The 16,855-nt window shown below is 69.2% G+C and carries 16 protein-coding genes; 7 read left to right on the top strand and 9 right to left on the bottom strand.

The genetic code is table 11. From position 1 onward, the window contains the following. Positions 1-50 precede the first annotated feature (50 nt). The 3 genes from ppc (at position 51) to P1K31_RS03775 (ending at position 3,766) form a co-directional block, all read left to right on the top strand. On the top strand, positions 51-2,738 hold the full coding sequence (gene ppc, locus P1K31_RS03785; protein WP_276304948.1) for a phosphoenolpyruvate carboxylase: 2,688 nt from the start codon (positions 51-53) through the stop codon (positions 2,736-2,738). 60 nt (positions 2,739-2,798) lie between these two features. After that, positions 2,799-3,518, top strand: a complete 720-nt coding sequence (queC, locus tag P1K31_RS03780) for a 7-cyano-7-deazaguanine synthase QueC (RefSeq protein WP_276304947.1) — start codon at positions 2,799-2,801, stop codon at positions 3,516-3,518. 86 nt (positions 3,519-3,604) lie between these two features. Continuing rightward, positions 3,605-3,766 carry a hypothetical protein gene (locus tag P1K31_RS03775; RefSeq protein WP_276304946.1) on the top strand — a complete coding sequence of 54 codons (162 nt, stop codon included), beginning with the start codon at positions 3,605-3,607 and terminating at the stop codon, positions 3,764-3,766. A 260-nt stretch (positions 3,767-4,026) separates the two neighbouring features. Here P1K31_RS03775 and P1K31_RS03770 read toward each other — a convergent pair whose 3' ends face one another. Next, on the bottom strand, positions 4,027-4,512 hold the full coding sequence (locus P1K31_RS03770) for a hypothetical protein (protein ID WP_276304945.1): 486 nt from the start codon (positions 4,510-4,512) through the stop codon (positions 4,027-4,029). A gap of 805 nt (positions 4,513-5,317) precedes the next feature. Next, positions 5,318-5,758: a hypothetical protein gene (locus tag P1K31_RS03765; RefSeq protein WP_276304944.1), complete on the bottom strand. Its 441-nt coding sequence runs from the start codon at positions 5,756-5,758 to the stop codon at positions 5,318-5,320. 568 nt (positions 5,759-6,326) lie between these two features. Here P1K31_RS03765 and P1K31_RS03760 point away from each other — a divergent pair. Then, positions 6,327-6,464, top strand: a complete 138-nt coding sequence (locus P1K31_RS03760) for a hypothetical protein (RefSeq protein WP_276304943.1) — start codon at positions 6,327-6,329, stop codon at positions 6,462-6,464. Positions 6,465-6,902: 438 nt separating this feature from the next. On the opposite strand, the gene P1K31_RS03755 is transcribed toward P1K31_RS03760, so the two are convergent. The 3 genes from P1K31_RS03755 to P1K31_RS03745 form a co-directional block, all read right to left on the bottom strand. Continuing rightward, positions 6,903-9,539, bottom strand: coding sequence for a heavy metal translocating P-type ATPase (locus P1K31_RS03755; RefSeq protein WP_276304942.1), 2,637 nt, complete (start codon positions 9,537-9,539; stop codon positions 6,903-6,905). Between the two features lie 123 nt (positions 9,540-9,662). Beyond that, entirely contained in the window at positions 9,663-10,253 is a 591-nt protein-coding gene (locus P1K31_RS03750) for an AsnC family transcriptional regulator (RefSeq protein WP_276304941.1), read from the bottom strand. A 97-nt stretch (positions 10,254-10,350) separates the two neighbouring features. Next, complete coding sequence (locus P1K31_RS03745; protein ID WP_276304940.1) at positions 10,351-10,929, bottom strand: peroxidase-related enzyme; 579 nt, start codon at positions 10,927-10,929, stop codon at positions 10,351-10,353. A gap of 211 nt (positions 10,930-11,140) precedes the next feature. Here P1K31_RS03745 and P1K31_RS03740 point away from each other — a divergent pair, with 211 nt between their 5' ends. Next, the gene (locus P1K31_RS03740; RefSeq protein ID WP_276304939.1) at positions 11,141-11,617 is read left to right on the top strand and encodes a metal-dependent hydrolase; all 477 of its coding nucleotides are present in this window, start codon (positions 11,141-11,143) and stop codon (positions 11,615-11,617) included. 25 nt (positions 11,618-11,642) lie between these two features. Here the strand turns inward: P1K31_RS03740 and P1K31_RS03735 are convergent, their stop codons facing one another. From P1K31_RS03735 to udk, 4 genes are all read right to left on the bottom strand, one after another. Next, positions 11,643-11,894 (bottom strand): MTH865 family protein, encoded by a 252-nt coding sequence (locus P1K31_RS03735; RefSeq protein ID WP_276304938.1) that lies wholly within the window; start codon positions 11,892-11,894, stop codon positions 11,643-11,645. 88 nt (positions 11,895-11,982) lie between these two features. Next, on the bottom strand, positions 11,983-12,144 hold the full coding sequence (locus P1K31_RS03730; protein ID WP_276304937.1) for a hypothetical protein: 162 nt from the start codon (positions 12,142-12,144) through the stop codon (positions 11,983-11,985). A 36-nt stretch (positions 12,145-12,180) separates the two neighbouring features. After that, positions 12,181-12,972 carry an HAD-IIA family hydrolase gene (locus P1K31_RS03725; RefSeq protein ID WP_276304936.1) on the bottom strand — a complete coding sequence of 264 codons (792 nt, stop codon included), beginning with the start codon at positions 12,970-12,972 and terminating at the stop codon, positions 12,181-12,183. Between the two features lie 814 nt (positions 12,973-13,786). Beyond that, a complete protein-coding gene (gene udk / locus P1K31_RS03720) occupies positions 13,787-14,425 on the bottom strand; it encodes a uridine kinase (protein WP_276304935.1) in 639 nt (212 codons plus the stop codon). Positions 14,426-14,541: 116 nt separating this feature from the next. Between udk and P1K31_RS03715 the strand changes: the two genes are divergently transcribed. Continuing rightward, entirely contained in the window at positions 14,542-15,276 is a 735-nt protein-coding gene (locus P1K31_RS03715) for a sugar phosphate isomerase/epimerase family protein (protein WP_276304934.1), read from the top strand. A 142-nt stretch (positions 15,277-15,418) separates the two neighbouring features. Further along, on the top strand, positions 15,419-16,762 hold the full coding sequence (gene aroA / locus P1K31_RS03710; protein ID WP_276304933.1) for a 3-phosphoshikimate 1-carboxyvinyltransferase: 1,344 nt from the start codon (positions 15,419-15,421) through the stop codon (positions 16,760-16,762). The last annotated feature ends 93 nt before the right edge of the window (positions 16,763-16,855 follow it).

Genomic DNA, 16,855 nt, shown 5'->3' with positions numbered 1-16,855 from the left:
GTCCCGAACCCACAGCCTTTTCAATCGTGGGTGAGCTTGCCACGATAGGGATGGTTACGCACAACAGAGACGCGGAGCGGGACGTGAGCGATCTCACGGCGCTGCTGGAGGACGTCATCCGAACGCAGGAGCCGCCCGAGGCGTTCGAGACGGTCGTGGGGGCGCGCGAGGCGGCGCTCGACTACCGCCGCGGGCGGACCGAGACGCGCGAGGCGCTGCGAGACAGTCTGAGCGAGGCGGATCAGGAGACGGCCAACGCCGTCGCGCGGGCGTTCACCACCTACTTCGAGCTCGTCAACCTCGCCGAGGAGCGCCAGCGGGTGCGCGCCATCCGCGACGCGGACGACGAGGGGACGCTCGGGGACGACCTCGACGCGGCGGCCGCGGAGCTGGCGGAGACGCCCGATCTCGTCCCCGAGATCCTGGCGGACGTGTTCATCGCGCCGACGTTCACGGCCCACCCGACGGAGGCCCGGCGCAAGACGGTGAAGGCGAAGCTGTGGGACATCGCGCGCTACCTGGAGACGCTCGACGAGCGGAACCTCACAGAGGCGGAGCGCGAGCGCGTCCACCGCGCGCTCCGCGCCGCGGTCACGAGCCTCTGGCAGACCGCGCAGGTCCGTGATCGACGGCCGACGCCCGCCGACGAGGCGCGGAACGTGCTCTACTACCTCGACAACGTCCTGCTCGACGTGGTCGGTGAGGTGTACGAGGAGGTCGAGCGGGCGCTGTCGGACGAACTGGGCGACACCGACGTCCCCGAACTGTTCGCCTTCCGCTCGTGGGCCGGCGGCGACAGCGACGGCAACCCCTACGTCACGCCCGACACGACCGAGGAGGTGCTCGAGCGCCAGCGCGAGGTCGCGGTGGAGCGCTACCGCGAGGAGCTGAAGACGCTCTCGGGCGTCCTCAGCCAGGACGGCCGTCGCATCGGGGTCGGGCGCGACTTCGAGCGGTCGCTCGCGCTCGACAGTGACCGCTTCCCCGGCATCGCCGCGGCGGCCAGCGACCGCTACCCGAACGAACCGTACCGACAGAAGCTCCGCCTGATGCGCGAGCGCCTCGACCGCGTGAACGACGTCAGGCCCGGCGGCTACGAGCGCGCCTCGGAGCTCGTGGACGACCTCCGCGTCCTGCGCGAGAGCCTCGCCGCGAACGGCGCGGAGCCGGTGGCGCGATCGCACGTCGATCCGATCCTGCGGCAGGTCGAGACGTACGGGCTCCACCTGGCGAGCCTGGACCTGCGCGACCACCGCGCCAGCCACACCGAGGCAGTGACGGAGGCGTTCCGGCGCGTCGGCGTCGCCTACGACCAGTTGGACGAGGACGAGCGCGTCGAACTGCTGACCGACGCCGTCCTGCAGGAGCGCCCGGTCGTCGACCTCTCGGAGACGGCGGAGTGCTCGGAGACGGCGGCGCGCGTGTTCGAACGCTTCGACCGCCTCTCGGACTGGCAGGACGAGTACGGCCCCGATGCAGTCGACGCCTACTGCATCAGCATGACCGAGGAGCCGAGTCACGTCCTCGAGGTGCTCTTCCTGGCCGATCAGGCGGGCGTCGTCGAGCTGCCCGACTACTGCGCCGTCGACGTCGTTCCGCTGCTGGAGACGGAGGCGGCGCTCTCGGGCGCGCGGGAGCTGATGGGGACGCTGTTCGAGAACGAGGCGTACGGTGCCGCCCTCGCCGCCCGCGGCGACACCCAGGAGGTGATGCTCGGCTACTCCGACTCGAACAAGGAGAACGGCTTTCTCGCGGCCAACTGGGACCTCTACCGGAACCAGCGCCGCCTGGCGGAGATCGCTGACGAGTTCGGCGTCACCCTGCGGCTGTTCCACGGCCGCGGCGGCTCCATCTCCCGCGGCGGCGGGCCGATGAACGAGGCGCTGCTCGCGTTGCCCGCCGAGACGGTGACGGGGAGCGTCCGCTTCACCGAGCAGGGCGAGGCCATCGCCGAGAAGTACGGCAACCCCCACATCGCCGAGCGCGAACTCGAACAGATGCTCAACGCGCAGCTCCGCGCGCGACAGCGCGCCCTCCGGCACGGCGTCGAGTACGTCCCCGAGGACTGGAGCGACGCGATGGAGACGATGGCGGCCGCCGCGCGAGCGGCGTACCGCGACCTCCTCGACACCGAGGGGTTCGTCCGCTACTTCGAGCACACGACTCCCATCACGGTCATCGAGCGGCTGAACCTCGGCTCGCGGCCCGCCTCGCGCTCGGGCGGCGAGCGGACCGTCGAGGACCTCCGGGCGATCCCGTGGGTGTTCTCCTGGACGCAGTCCCGGTGCATCCTGCCGGGGTGGTACGGCCTCGCGACGGGGCTCGACGCCTACCTCGACGACGGCGGGGAGGTCGAGGACCTCCGGGAGCTCTACGCCGAGTGGCCGTTCTTCGGGACGATGCTCGACAACGCGGCGCTCGCGCTCGCCCGCACCGACATGGGGATCGCCGCCGAGTACGCCCAGCTCGCAGACGAGGCCGACCGCGAGCGGTTCTTCCCCCAGTTCGAGGAGGAGTACGAGCGCGCGGTCGAACTCGTGCTCGCCGTCACCGAGCGCGAGGACGTGCTCAGCCGCGAGTGGCTCCGCGAGAGCCTCCACGAGCGCAACCCCCGCGTCGACCCCCTCAACCTCCTCCAGGTGGCGCTCCTCGGCCGGTCCGACCGGACGCCCGTCGGCGAGCGGACCCTCCGCCTCACGGTGCAGGGCATCGCCGCCGGGATGAAGAACACCGGCTGACCCCGACACGAACACCCGAAGGGATAAGCCCGGGACCGCCCGACGGACGACGAGAGCGACATGAGCGACAGCGAATCCGACGCCGACTCCGACCCCGCACCCCGCGCCGTCGTCCTCGTCTCCGGAGGGATGGACAGCGCGACCGCCGTCTACGAGGCGACGGCGCGGGGCTACGAACCCCTGTTCCTTCACACCTCCTACGGCCAGCGGACCGAGACGAAGGAGTACGAGTGCGCCCGCAGGCTCGCGGCGGAAGCCGACGCCGCGGACTTCATGCACGTCCGAACGGATCACCTCGCGCGCATCGGCGGGTCGTCGCTCACCGACGAGTCGATGGCCGTCGCCGACGCCGACGCGGAGAGCGAGGCGGTACCCGCCACGTACGTCCCCTTCCGCAACGCGAACCTGCTCGCGATGGCCGTCTCCTGCGCCGAGGCGCGGGGCGCGGAGGCAGTCTTCGTCGGCGCGCACTCTGAGGACTTCGCGGGCTACCCCGACTGCCGACCCGAGTTCTTCGAGGCGTTCCAGCGCGTCGTCGACGTCGGGACGAGGCCGGACACGCGGATCGGCGTCGAGGCCCCCTTCGCCGAGTGGTCGAAGACCGACATCGCGGAGCGGGGCCTCGAACTCGGCGTCCCCTTCGAACACACCTGGTCCTGCTACCGCGAGGAGGCCCCGGCCTGCGGCACCTGCGACTCCTGTGCCCTTCGCCTCGAGGCGTTCCGCGCGGCCGGCGCGCGCGATCCGATCGAGTACGCCGAGCGCCCCGAGCGGGCGTGACCCTCTCACCGACCGGACGACACCCGCCGCCGGTAAGCGGTCGGCGGTCGGAAAGGTTCATACCTCGAGGAGTGGTATGTCACTTCATGGCAGACACCAAGCGCGGACGCGAGCGCAAGGGCGCTGACAAGGCACATCAGCTCGTCGAGCGCGAGTACGACCGCGAAGTCGCCATCGTCGAATCGCCCGAAGCGGAACCCGAACCCGAAGCGGAGTCCGAGGAGCTCGAGCTCCTCGAATCCGAGTGACGGCCCCCTCCACCCCGTTCAGCGCGGCGTCGAGCGACCGCGTCTGCCGCACCAGTCGCACCTTTATCGCTCGTGGCAACGCGCGTTAACACGCTGGGGTCGCGTGATTCACCCTGATCCGTCGGCGAAGCGTTCCGCTTTTCGACCGAGCTGACGACTCGTCGACGTCTCGCTCGCGAAGCTGCGCCGTTCGGTTCGTCGGGTAGACCGATCATCGAACCGTAGAAAAAGCGCCGTTGGGCCGTGAACCGCTCGGGACTTCAGCCCTGGGACTGCGCCTGCACCTGGGTGTTGGACTGGGACTGGCTCTGGGTGTTGAAGGCACCGCTCTGCTGCTGAGCCTGTGCCTGGAAGTTGTTCTGATCCTGGTCCTGGTAGTTGAACGCGCCGCTCTGGCTCTGGGCCTGCGCCTGGAAGTTGTTCTGGTTCTGCTCCTGGTCGTTGAACACGCCGCTCTGCTTCTGGGCCTGGAGCTGCGTGTTACGCTGGTCCTGGTCCTGCCAGTTGAACGCGCCGCTCTGGCTCTGAGCCTGGAGCTGCGTGTTACGCTGGTTCTGCTCCTGGTCGTTGAACACGCCACACTGCTTCTGGGCCTGCGCCTGGAGGCTCTTCTGATCCTGGTCCTGGTAGTTGAAGGCACCGCTCTGCTGCTGAGCCTGCGCCTGGAGGTTGTACTGGTCCTGGTCCTGGTAGTTAAAGAACGCCGGACACTTCTTCGCGCTCTTCTTGTGGTCCGCTGCGGCCATACCCGCCGTCCCCGCGAGGGCGAGCGACACGACAACAGCTAGAATGATCAGCCGTCGAGAGTTCTTTCCAAACATGGTTATGTTGCTCCGCCGGCGTCCTATCGACACCGACGTAGGGGGATTAGCGGGTCCCGTATTTGTTATGCATCGAGACATGTTATTTAGAATACAAACTTCCACGTGACCGATACGCTCCCGGTTCGAAGGAGGACAGTCGCTATGATAGCGGACTGATCAATTACGGAAGCGGGGGTGAACGTCCGATCGGTCCGAAGCCGAACAGATACGGGACGTGGCGGTTGCCCGACGGTTTCACACTGTTTCTCCGAGAGCGTCGGGACTCGTCGGGGACTAAACCACAACCCGACGTCCGAACGTCCGTAAGGTCCACATATTCGGCGCCGTGGACCTACTGAATTGGGTTCTCTCCCCGTTCTAGCACCGTGAGAACAACAATGACGAATCAGTCCGTAATGAAGGAACGTTGAGGGTTCCACTACCGGGACAACTACCAGAGGAGTGTCACGACTCCGGAAGCGGTTCCTCCGGAGACGCCGAGAGTAGTGTGCCTGCAGCGGGAGGGATCGACGCTCGCCGGTGAGAGACCTCGACGCTCCCGGACCGGCGGTCGGACCGGGGAAGCGGTCACCGGTGACTGTTCCGTCGTGGTACCGATCGCTCCTCGACTCCCTGCTCCCGGAGTAGACAGGTCGTTCACGGAGCGACGCCCCTCCGGTGGTCGAGATCTCGGACCGCTATCGCGTCGGTCGAAAAAGGCGGTTACACGACGGTCCGTTCGGGATCGTCAGCCCTGAGACTGCGCCTGCACCTGGGTGTTGGACTGGGACTGGCTCTGGGTGTTACCGACGCCGCTCTGGCTCTGAGCCTGGAGCTGCGTGTTACGCTGGTCCTGATCCTGGTCGTTGAACGCGCCGCTCTGCTGCTGGGCCTGCGCCTGGAAGTTGTTCTGTTCTTGCTCCTGGTCGTTGAACACGCCACACTGCTTCTGGGCCTGCGCCTGGAGGTTGTTCTGATCCTGGTCCTGGTCGTTGAACGCGCCGCTCTGCTGCTGGGCCTGCGCCTGGAAGTTGTTCTGGTCCTGGTCCTGGTCGTTAAAGAACGAGATACACTTCGTCTGCTGTTTCTTGGTGTGGTCACCGTCCGCCGAGACCGCACCCACGCCGCCGAGGGCGATCATGGCGACCACGGCCAGGATGACGAGTCGTCGAGAGTTCTTTCCGAACATGATTATCTTGGTCCGTCGGCATCCTTATCGACGCCGACGTGAGGTCGGTCGGTCGGTTCCGTATTTGTTATCCACTCCGACATGTTATAGGACAAATAAAATTAAACGGCGCCGATACGCTCACGTTTCAACGGATGACCGTCGTCGTGGCACCGACGTGAACAGTTAGCGGAGTGGAGAGAACGCGACCGATCGGTTCGAAAACGGTACGTACAACGTTCGACGGTTGTCCGGCAGTTTCACGCCACCTCACCCCCAGCGACCGACTATCGGGGGGATTAAACCCCGACTGGGCGCACGATCGGCCTCGACGCGTACATAAACGACGGCTGGAATCTACTCGAACGGCGTCTGTCCCCGTCGGCTGATCCCAGAGACGACGGAGGTGATTCATCCACGTCAGGCGAGTATTGAAATATTGGTTACCGTGATAACTACCACGCCGGTGACACAGCTCTCCGAGCTCTCCTCCCGGGTGCGCTGACAGTGGTGCACACCTCTATGAGGTGACCGAGATTCACTTGTGAGGGCCAAAACAGTCATGGGCGAATCCGGTGTATTGACTCTCATGACGCGAGTAGTACGATCGGCGGTGCAGCATCGGATGCCGGACTTCGGCGAGATGCGCCGGGCGATCCGGGCGCTCTCGGACGTGAGCGACGTCCAGCGGGCGCTCGACTCCGTCTCCCCGATGTACGACGAGTGAGCCGACCAGTTCGGTCCCGGCACTCGGTACGACCGCCCTCCTGAATCACCGGTTCTCGAACTGTTCGCGACTACCAGCGTTAGCGGCCGCCTCCGCGATCACCTGTCGACGTCGTCGAGTCCGAACGTCCCGCCGAGAGTGGAGCCGATCCGGGGTCAGTGCCGGCTACTCGGCGCACGATTGCAGTCGTGGGATCTATCCTATATAATCGAAACGTGGCTTTCCCTGGAGGCGCTTCGTTCTTCGCCCTGAAACAGTCGGAGACGACTGATAGCCCGAGCCGACTGTGATCGACGAGGTGAGTTCTACGATCGAGACGTCCCACCGCGGTCTGCGTTGGACGTAGCGCGATCGAGTACGCGCCCGTCCGATCGTTCGGCCCCGGCACGTTGCGACGGGGTCGTCCGAATCGAACGGGATCGGCGGTCGTCCCCGCCGTCAGCGCCGGAGGAATCCGAGGAGGCGGTAGTCGCGGTCGGGGTCGTAGGCGCGAAACAGCGTACTGTTGGTCAGCACGCTCACGCTGGAGAGGGCCATCGCCGCGGCGGCGAGCACCGGCTGGAGCAGGCCGAGCGAGGCCAGCGGGATCATCGCCGTGTTGTAGCCGAGCGCCCAGAAGAGGTTCTGCCTGATCTTCGCGAGCGTCCCCTCGCTGATGCGGACTGCGCGCACCACGTCCCGGGGGTCGTCGCGCATGAGGGTCACGTCCGCCGCCTCGATGGCGACGTCCGCGCCGCTCCCGATCGCCGTCCCGACGTAGGCGGCGGCCAGCGCGGGCGCGTCGTTCACCCCGTCGCCGACCATCATCACGCGGCGCCCCACCGCCTGGATCGACTCGACGGCGTCCGCCTTGTCCCCGGGGAGGACCCCGGCGCGGACGTTCTCGGGGTCGATCCCGACCCGCTCCGCGACCGCCCGAGCGGTGCGCTCGTTGTCGCCGGTGATCATGTGGACCGCGACCCCCCGCGCGCGGAGCGCGGAGACGGCCGCCGCCGCGCTCTCCTTCGCGGTGTCGGCGGTGGCGACGACGCCGGCGAGGCGACCGTCGCGCGCGACGAGCATTGCGGTCTTACCCTCGCGTTCGAGTCGCTCCATCGTCGCCTCGGCCGGCGCGGGGTCGATCCCCGCGTCGCGCAGCAGCTTTCGGTTACCGACGAGGACCGTCGATCCCTCCACGGTCGCACGGACGCCGTGACCGGGGACGCTCTCGAACGACTCGGGTGCGTCGAGGTCGAGACCGCGCTCGTCCGCGCCGGCGACGACGGCGCGCGCGATCGGGTGCTCGCTGTCGCGCTCTGCGGTGGCCGCGAGGCGGAGGACGCTCTCCTCGTCGGACCGCTCGACGGCGGCGAGTCGACCCCCGTCGGTCGCGGCGTCCCGGCGATCCGACGGGGCCGGGAGATCGTCCGCGGGCACCACGTCGGTGAGGCGCATCTCCCCCCTCGTCAGCGTCCCCGTCTTGTCGAAGACGACGGTGTCGACGTCGCGGACGCGCTCGAGCACGTCGCCGCCCTTGAACAGCACGCCGTGCTGCGCGCCGATGGTGGTCCCGACCATCGTCGCGGCGGGGGTGGCGAGCCCGAGGGCGCAGGGGCAGGCGATGAGCACCGCGCTGGCGAAGACGATCACCGCGAACTCGAAGGCGGTGACGCCCCCGCCGGCCACCTCGGGTCCGCCGGCGACGGGCCCCCAGAGCGGCAGGGCGTTCACGATCCCGGCGAGCGCGTCGGGAGAGAGGTACCAGAGGCCGGCCCACAGGAGGGCGTTGGCGATGACCGCGGGGACGAAGTAGGCGCTGATGCGGTCCGCGAGGCGCTGTACGTCCGGCTGGCGCGACTGGGCGTCCCGGACCAGCCGGACGATCCGCCGGAGGGCCGTCTCCTCGCCGACCCTCGTCGCCTCGACGACGAGCGAGCCGTTCTCGTTGACGGTCGCGCCGAGCACCTCGTCGCCCTCGCCCTTCTCGACGGGGACGGACTCGCCGGTGACCATCGACTCGTCCACGGCGGATTCGCCCTCGACGACGACGCCGTCGGTGGGGATCTTCTCGCCGGGGCGGACCTTCATGCGGTCGCCGACCTCGACCTCCTCGACCGGCACCTCACGCTCGATGCCGTCGGCCGAGACGACGGTGGCCGTGTCGGCCCCCATCTCCAGCAGCTGCCGGAGCGCGTCGCCCGCGCGGGACTTCGATCGGGCTTCGAGATAGTTCCCCAGCGTGATGAACACGAGGATGAGCGCGGCCGTGTCGAAGTAGAGGCCGCCCGCGACGAGACCGAGCAGGACGGCCACGCTGTAGGCGTACGCCGTCGTCGAGCCGAGGGCGATGAGCACGTCCATGTTGGCCCGCCGGTTCCGCACGACCGCGTTGTAGGAGTTCTCGTAGAACTCCCGCCCGAGGAAGTACTGGATCGGGGTGGCGAAGGCGAACGCGACCCAGCCGAGGGGCAGTCCCGTCCTCGGAATTTCCGTCGGGAGCAGGCCGGGCACGAACAGCTCCGCGACGAGCATCGCCAGCAGGGGCACCGACAGCGCCGCGCCGAACAGCGTCAACCGGCGGAGCCGCTCGGTCACCGCCGCCCGGGCGGCGTCGCGACGCGTCCGCCCGCCGTCCGGCCCGTCGCCCTCGTCGCCCCCGTCGCCTCCGCCCCCGTCCTCGCGGATCGGTTCGTATCCGGCGCGCTCGATCGCGGCGTAGAGGTCCTCCCGGGAGGCGTCCTCCGGGTTGAAGCGCACGCGCGCCTCGTCGGTGGCGAAGTTGGCGTCCGCCTCGATCACGCCCGGGACCCCGCACAGAGCGGACTCGACCGTCCCGGCGCAGTTCGCGCAGGTCATGTCCGCGATGGCGACGGTCGCCGTCTCGTCGACCGCGCCGTACCCCGCGTCGTCGATGGCCGCGTAGATCTCCGCGAGGGACGTCCGGCCCGCGTCGTAGGACACGGTCCCCTCGTCGGTCGCGTAGTTGACGGTCACCTCCGTTACGCCGTCGAGCGATTCGAGCGCCCCCGTCACCGTCCCCGCGCAGTTCGCGCAGGTCATCCCGGTGATCCCGAGGCGACTCCGTCGAGTAGTCATCGTTACTCCCTACGGGATACTCGTTCAATCCGGTTCTGCATTCGATTCGAACCTCTATCGGGGTTCCTGCCTAACGATCCAAAGTCGACGTCGGTGACGAGGGGTGGGGCAACGGGTGACGGGCTAGGCTCCCTCGCGGAGCGTCTCGTAGCGCGTCTCGAAGCGGTCGGCGCACGACGAACAGCAGAAGTGGTAGGTCTCGCCGTCGAGGGTCGCGGAGACGCCCTCGCTGGTCACCGTGTTGTCGCACTCGGCACACGAGGGGGCGAACTCCGCCGCGCCGATGCCCGGCGACCACGACTGCGAGGTCAGCAGCCGCACGTCGAGGTCCTCGACGACGTCGAACGAGACGGTGTCCTCGAGGAACGCCCGGGCGTCGCCGTCGGGAACGCGCACGGTGAAGACGAGTCGCCCCTCGGCGGTGGTGAAGAGGTGTTCGACGGGGTCCGCGCCCGCGAGCGACGCGCGGGCCGCCTCGACGGCGTTCTGGGCCACCTCGAGTTCGACGAGGACGGCCACGCCGTCCCGGAGGCGGGAGCGGTCGAGGTCGGCGGTGATGCGGCGGATGATGCCGAGGTCGCGCAGGCGCTGAACGCGGTCGGAGACGGCCGGAGGCGAGAGGTTCACCGTCTCGGCGATGTCGCTGTACGGGCGCCGTCCGTCCTCGACCAACAGGCGAAGGATCGTGCGGTCGATGTCGTCGAGGTCCGACATGGACGAGGGCACGCGCCTTCGATTGAAATCGTTTCCGGCGAAGTGAGTTTCGAAACGAATGTCCCGGAAGCCGTCCTCTGCCGTCGAGACGGCCGGGTCACTCCTCGCGGGAGAGCGTCCGACCGAGTTCGTAGAACTCCTCGTTCGGGCGCATGTCTGCCATCGTCGCGAGCCGGTTCGAGAGGTTGTAGTAGGCGGTCACGCTGCCGATGTCCCAGATGGCCTCGTCCGAAAAGCCGTGCTCGCGTAGTCGGTCGAGATCCGCCTCCTCCACCTCGTCCGGCGATTCGGTGAGCTTCACGGCGAAGTCGAGCATGGCGCGGTGGCGCGGCGAGAGGTCGGCCGACCGGTGGTTCGTCGCGAGCTGGTCGGCCAGTTTGGGATCGTTCGCGTAGATGCGCACGAGCGCGCCGTGGGCGACGACGCAGTAGAGGCAGTCGTTGACGCCGCTCACCGTCACGACGATCATCTCGATCTCGTCGCGTTCGAGGGCGGTGTCCTCCACGAGCGCGTCGTGGTAGGCGAAGAACGCGCGGAAGTGGCTCGGCTTGTACGCGAACGCGCTGAAGACGTTCGGGGTGAATCCGGCGCGCTCGGTCTCCTCCTCGATGCGCTCTCTGAGGTCCTCGGGCAGCTCCTCGCGGTCGGGAACGGGGAAGTTCCGCATCGGTTCCATGATATGTGAACACGGAACGTACCGTCAAAGGCGTTTGCGTACCGACCGGGCGGGAGGAGGAGTCCGTGACCGACCATGCGACGGAGACGGCGGCTGGAACGAGAGACGGGCCGAACGTCTCGATCGGTCGCTCCGACACCGGTATACCCGGGGTACGCCGGCGGGGCGAGGGAACCAGTACGTTCATGCGCCGGCGGCAGACAGCGGGGACATGCACAGGGTAGGACACCTGGGGTTCTCGCTGCTCGCGTACGCGCCGGTCGGAGCGGCGCTGGCGGCGGACGACCCCGCGCTGGCCGTCGCCTGCGGCGTCGGCGTCCTCTCGCTCGCCAGCCTCCCCGACGTCGACCTCCGCCTCCCGCTCGTCAGTCACCGGGGCGCGACCCACACGCTGGCGTTCGCGCTCCTCGTCGGCCTCCTCCTCGGCGCGGGCGGGGGCGCGCTCGACGCGTCGCTCGCCGTACCGACGCCGGATCTCGCGTTCGTCGGCGCGTTCGTGGGGGTCTTCGGCGTGTGCGCGCACCTGGCCGCGGACACGCTGACGCCGATGGGCGTGCCGTGGCTGTGGCCCCTCTCCGGGCGTCGATACACGCTGGGGATCGTCCGGTCGGACGACGCGATCGCGAACTACGGGCTGCTCGCGCTGGGCGCGCTCGCCGCGGCGACGGCGCTGGGCGCCGCACGCTGACGAAAGAACGGGCGGCACCGCCACCTCAGATCTCGTTCTGCGCTTCGAGCTGCGCGAGGACGTCGTCGACGAAGGCGTCGACGTCCTCGTAGGGGAAGTCCCCGCCGCCGAGCTTCGTGTTGAGCTCCATGGCGGTCATGGAGAAGTCCCCCGATTCGAACTTCGTGGACGGCCCGTTCGGGAGGGCCGGGACGAGATCCATCGGGCTGTTGATCGGGTAGTCCGCGCCGCCGAAGGCGTCGATCATCTGCTCGCGGAGTTCTGCTTTGTCTGCCATGTGACGGCTCGACGTTGGCAGACGAACACAAAAAATCGTATGGAACCCTCCGTCGGCCGTCCGGAGTTTACTAGGAGCGGACGCTCGTTCAGTCCACCCCCCCGCGCCGCCGGTAACTGCGGTACGTCATCGTCGACCCGTCGACGATGACCGTCTCGTCGCTCACGTCGACGGGGTCGGGATCGGGCGCGTCGTCCAGGTCCGCGTCGTCGAAGTCGTCGTACCGATATGGAGTGTTATGCCAAACCATGACACGATATGGGGCGTCAGCGCATATAAATCTACGTCAGACGTCTCCTTTCAACACTGTCTCCACTTCCGACAGGTCGTCGATCACGTGGTCGGGGCGGTGTGAGAGCGTGGGGAGGTGTTCCCGCCGCGTCGACCCCGAGAGCACGAGCGCGGTGGTCATCCCGCCACGCCGGCCGAGCGCGACGTCCGTGTCGGGTCGGTCGCCGACCACGAAACAGCGCTCCGGCGGGTGGTCCAGCCGGTCGAGCGCGAGGTCGAGCGTCTCGCGGGAGGGCTTGCCGAGGACGTGGTCGGGCTCCCGCCGGGCGACGCTCCCGACCGCGCGCGTGATCGCCCCCGATCCGGGTAAATCGCGTCCGTCGGCGTCGGGGTAGGTGAGGTCGGGGTCCGTCCCGATGAACGTCTCCGCGGACCGGAGCGCCCAGAGGCCCTCCGCGAGATCGTCGTAGTCGAAGCCGTAGTGGTGGGAGGTGACGACGACGTCGGCGCGCTCGGGGTCGTCGGTGAGCCGGAGGTCGCGCTCGCGAAGCTGCTCGCGGAGGCCGTCGCTCCCGATGAGGAAGACGCGCTCGTCGGCGTGGTGCTCCGCGAGGTAGCTCGTCGTCACGGCGCCGGCGGAGAGGACCCGCTCGGGCGACACGTCGAGGCCGAGGTCGCCGAGGCGTGAGGCGTACGACGCGGGCGAGCGCGTCGGGTTGTTCGTCACGAACAGCACGTCGATGCCGCGCTCGCGGAGGGTGGCGAGGCCGTCTATAGCGCCCGGTACGAGGTGACCGCCGCGGTAGACCGTCCCGTCGAGGTCGACCAGCGCGCCGCGATAGTCCATACCGACCCCTCGGTCGACGGGCGAATAAGGTTCGTCGATGTCGATGTCGATGCGGGGACCACGTCCGCGATTCGAACCGACGGCCGCGGATACGGGGTGATGCTCGACGCCGGAATCAGAGGCCGCGGAGGCCGCCCGGCGTCGGGAAGTCGGGTTCGTCGTTCGTCGTCTCGGGCTCGGAGCGGTCCTCGTCCGGGGTCCGCGTCTCGTTGTCGGTCATTGCGTGTGGTCGTCTCGGCTCCACCCGATTAAGCGCTTGTAGCAATGTGACTAGTAGCCAACGTGGTGTTGTGAACTGTATAAGGTATCCCCTTGGTGACACGAGACACAGCTCCTCGCGCGGTACCGTCTCGGAGGGAGAGGAGAGACCGCCGGCGATTCGGGGCGCGTCGAGCGGTCGACGGGGCGCTCGGCGTTCGCCGGACCCTCGATCCTAGCCGCGTCGTTCTTTACGCCACCGCGAGAAGCCCCACCCGGTCTCCTCGCCACCCGTTCCGTCCTCGGGACGGAACTCGTCCGACGACCGGACTCAGTAGCGAGAGCGAATAACCGTCGTCGTGCACCGTCCGTCCGCACCGATCGACGCCCGTCGTGGGCGCTCCTCGCGTTCGTCGCGTTCGCCGTCCTACCGTTACCCTACGCCGTTCTCGTCGAGGGGGCGATCCTGCTGGGTTCGTCGTCGTCGCGCTGTCGATCCGGCTCTACCGCACGGTCCGGTTTCTCGCCCCGTTCGGCCGGCTGGCGGTCGCCGTCGAGCGCCTGGCGGACGCCGGGCGCGACGGGCGGCGGTAGAGGGGAGAGGTTCGGAGGCGTCTCACGCCTCGATCGCCGAGTCGGCCGCCCGTAGCTCCGCGTGGATCCGCTCGACGAGCAGGTCAACGGCGGAGCGGTTGAGCCCCTCGGGGATGATGATATCTGCGTACTTCTTCGTCGGCTCGACGAACTGCTCGTGCATGGGCTTGACCGTGGCGAGGTACTGGTCCATCACGCCCTCCAGCTCGCGCCCGCGCTCGACGACGTCGCGCTGGATGCGCCGGAGGACCCGCACGTCGGCGTCCGTCTGGACGTAGACGGGGAGGTCGAGTCGCTCGCGCACGCGCTCCTCGTAGAGCGCGAGGATCCCCTCGACGACGATCACCGGGCTCGGTTCGACGGTGACGGTCTCCTCCCGACGGTTGTGGACGGAGAAGTCGTACCGCGGCACCTCGACGGTCTCCCCGCGCAGGAGGGCGTCGAGGTGGTCGGCCAGCAGCTCCCACTCGAACGCCGAGGGGTGATCGTAGTTCACCGACCGGCGCTCCTCGAACGGGAGGTGAGAGAGGTCGCGGTAGTAGTTGTCGAGGGGGAGCCGCGTGACGGGTTCGCCGACGGCGGCCTTGACCTCCCGCGCCACGGCGGTCTTGCCCGCGCCCGTCCCCCCGGCGATCCCGATCACGAACGAGGGTCGCGTCATCTACCTCTTACCTCCGAACGGCGACGCTTGAATCTACGGAAATCCGACGGGGCGAGCGGGGACGGATCGACGCGACGGCCGACGGTCTTTATGGATCGCACGTACCGATCACGGACATGGCGAAGACCGCCGTCCAGCTCTACACCCTGCGCGACGCCGACGCGCCGCTCCCCGACCTCCTCCGCGAGATCGCCGACGCCGGCTACGACGGCGTCGAGTTCGCCGAGCCGGTCCCCGACGGGGAGCGCGACGCGGTGGGCGAGGCCCTCGACCGCACCGGGCTCGCGACCGTCGGCGCGCACGCGGGGATCGACCTCGTCGAGTCGGACCCCGCGTCGCTCGTCGAGTCGTGCGGGACGCTCGGCTGCGATCGGGTCGTCGTCCCCTGGCTCGACCCGGAGCACTTCGCCACGCAGACCGCGACCTACCGCGCGGCGGTCCGGCTCTCGGAGGCGGCGGACGCGCTCGCCGAGCGCGGGATCGACCTCCTCTATCACAACCACACCCAGGAGTTCGCCGACGTGGGCGCGTCGAGCGCCTACGGGCTGCTCGTCCCCGCCACGGTGGGCGTCGGCTACGAACTCGACCTCGGGTGGGCCGCGGCCGGTGGCTACGATCCCGCCGCGATCCTCCGGCGGTTCGGTCCCCACGTCCCCCTGGTGCACGCCGCCGACGTGGACGGGGCGGGCGCGAGCGTCGAACTCGGCGCGGGCGTCGTGGACCTCCCGGCGTGCGTCGGGGCGGCCCTCGACGCCGGCTGCGAGTGGTTCGTCTACGAGCACGACGAGCCGGACGACCCGCTCGAATCGATGCGCCACGGGAGCGAGGAGCTGGATCGACTGCTCGGGTAGGTCGGCGAGCGCACGGCGCCGGAGCGCCGTTCGACCGCCGCGGGAGCGTCGAACCGCGCGCGTCGGACTCCGACGTGCGCCGACCCCGGGGAATACCTGCCCCCGTCGGAACCCTCATACGCCGTCACTACGAGGCCGGCGCATGGACGTACGCATCTCCCGCTCTCCCGTCTCGGGTCGGGCGCGCGCGCCCCCCTCGAAGAGCTACACCCACCGCGCGATACTCGCCGCCGGGTACGCGGACGGCGCGCGGATCGACCACCCGCTCGTGAGCGCCGACACGCGGGCGACGATGCGCGCCGTCGAGGCCTACGGCGGCCGCGTCGCGCCCGACCCGGCGGGGTCGGGTTCGAGTCGGACGGGTTCCGGCGAGGGCGCGGCCGCCGACGACGCGTCCGCGCTCGCGGTCGAGGGGTTCGACGGTCGTCCCGACACCCCGGACGACGTGATCGACTGCGCGAACAGCGGGACGACGATGCGCCTCGTCACCGCCACGGGCGCGCTCGGGGAGGGGCTGACCGTCCTCACGGGCGACGACTCGCTCCGCTCGCGCCCGCAGGGACCGCTCCTCGACGCGATCGAGCAGCTCGGCGGGCGCGGGGAGAGCACCCGCGGGAACGGGCAGGCCCCCCTGATCGTCGGCGGGGCGGTCGAGGGCGGTCGCGTCTCGATCCCCGGCGACGTCTCCTCGCAGTACGTCACCGCCCTGCTGATGGCCGGGGCCGTCACCGAGGGGGGGATCGACGTGGAGCTGGAGACGGAACTCAAGTCCGCGCCGTACGTCGAGATCACGCTCGAGGTGCTCGCCGCGTTCGGCGTGGAGGCGGCGCGCACCGACGTCGGCTTCTCGGTCGAAGGCGGCCAGTCCTACCGCACTGACGCCTACGCCGTCCCCGGCGACTTCTCCTCGACCTCCTACCTGCTCGCCGCGGGCGCGCTCGCCGCCGAGAACGGCGGGCGGGTGATCGTCGAGGGGGCGCACCCGAGCGCGCAGGGCGACTCCGCCATCGTGGACGTGCTCGAGCGGATGGGCGCGTCGATCGAGTGGGATCGGGACGCCGGCGAGATCGCCGTCGAGCGGTCCGACCTGCGCGGCGTCGAGGTGGACGTCGGGGACACGCCGGACCTCCTCCCGACGATCGCGGCGCTCGGCGCGGCCGCAGCCGGCGAGACGCGCATCGTCAACTGCGAGCACGTCCGCTACAAGGAGACCGACCGCGTGGCCGCGATGGCGACCGAACTGGAGAAACTCGGCGCGGCGGTCGCGGAGGAGCCGGACGAGCTCGTCGTCCGCGGGGGCGACTCCGACCTGCGGGGCGCGCGCGTCGCGGGCTACCACGACCACCGCATCGTCATGGCGCTCTCCGTGGCGGGGCTCGTCGCGGAGGGCGAGACCACCGTGGAGGGTGCGGAGCACGTCGACGTCTCCTTCCCCGGCTTCTTCGACGCCCTCCGCGGCCTCGGCGCGGCGGTCGAGTCGGCGTGAGACGCGTGTCGGCGTAGTGGCGCGACGACGAGCGCGCGGTCCGCGCCACCGACCCGCAGGCGACCCCGCCACGCTTTGCCCGTGGGGCGCGAG

The organism is Halomarina halobia (assembly GCF_029338575.1).
GTDB lineage: Archaea > Halobacteriota > Halobacteria > Halobacteriales > Haloarculaceae > Halomarina > Halomarina halobia.
Note: the sequence above shows the minus strand (reverse complement) of the source record. Positions and strands in the feature narration are given on the sequence as shown.

Bases quoted from the DNA above. Each gene is read 5' to 3' on its own strand.
- P1K31_RS03715 (WP_276304934.1), top strand. From the start codon at position 14,542: ATGGCGAAGACCGCCGTCCAGCTCTACACCCTGCGCGACGCCGACGCG.
- P1K31_RS03770 (WP_276304945.1), bottom strand. From the start codon at position 4,512: ATGGCCGCAGCGGACCACAAGAAGAGCGCGAAGAAGTGTCCGGCGTTC.
- aroA (WP_276304933.1), top strand. From the start codon at position 15,419: ATGGACGTACGCATCTCCCGCTCTCCCGTCTCGGGTCGGGCGCGCGCG.
- P1K31_RS03765 (WP_276304944.1), bottom strand. From the start codon at position 5,758: ATGTTCGGAAAGAACTCTCGACGACTCGTCATCCTGGCCGTGGTCGCC.
- P1K31_RS03745 (WP_276304940.1), bottom strand. From the start codon at position 10,929: ATGGAACCGATGCGGAACTTCCCCGTTCCCGACCGCGAGGAGCTGCCC.
- P1K31_RS03735 (WP_276304938.1), bottom strand. From the start codon at position 11,894: ATGGCAGACAAAGCAGAACTCCGCGAGCAGATGATCGACGCCTTCGGC.
- queC (WP_276304947.1), top strand. From the start codon at position 2,799: ATGAGCGACAGCGAATCCGACGCCGACTCCGACCCCGCACCCCGCGCC.
- ppc (WP_276304948.1), top strand. From the start codon at position 51: ATGGTTACGCACAACAGAGACGCGGAGCGGGACGTGAGCGATCTCACG.
- P1K31_RS03755 (WP_276304942.1), bottom strand. From the start codon at position 9,539: ATGACTACTCGACGGAGTCGCCTCGGGATCACCGGGATGACCTGCGCG.
- P1K31_RS03760 (WP_276304943.1), top strand. From the start codon at position 6,327: ATGACGCGAGTAGTACGATCGGCGGTGCAGCATCGGATGCCGGACTTC.
- P1K31_RS03740 (WP_276304939.1), top strand. From the start codon at position 11,141: ATGCACAGGGTAGGACACCTGGGGTTCTCGCTGCTCGCGTACGCGCCG.
- P1K31_RS03750 (WP_276304941.1), bottom strand. From the start codon at position 10,253: ATGTCGGACCTCGACGACATCGACCGCACGATCCTTCGCCTGTTGGTC.
- P1K31_RS03730 (WP_276304937.1), bottom strand. From the start codon at position 12,144: ATGGTTTGGCATAACACTCCATATCGGTACGACGACTTCGACGACGCG.
- P1K31_RS03725 (WP_276304936.1), bottom strand. From the start codon at position 12,972: ATGGACTATCGCGGCGCGCTGGTCGACCTCGACGGGACGGTCTACCGC.
- P1K31_RS03775 (WP_276304946.1), top strand. From the start codon at position 3,605: ATGGCAGACACCAAGCGCGGACGCGAGCGCAAGGGCGCTGACAAGGCA.
- udk (WP_276304935.1), bottom strand. From the start codon at position 14,425: ATGACGCGACCCTCGTTCGTGATCGGGATCGCCGGGGGGACGGGCGCG.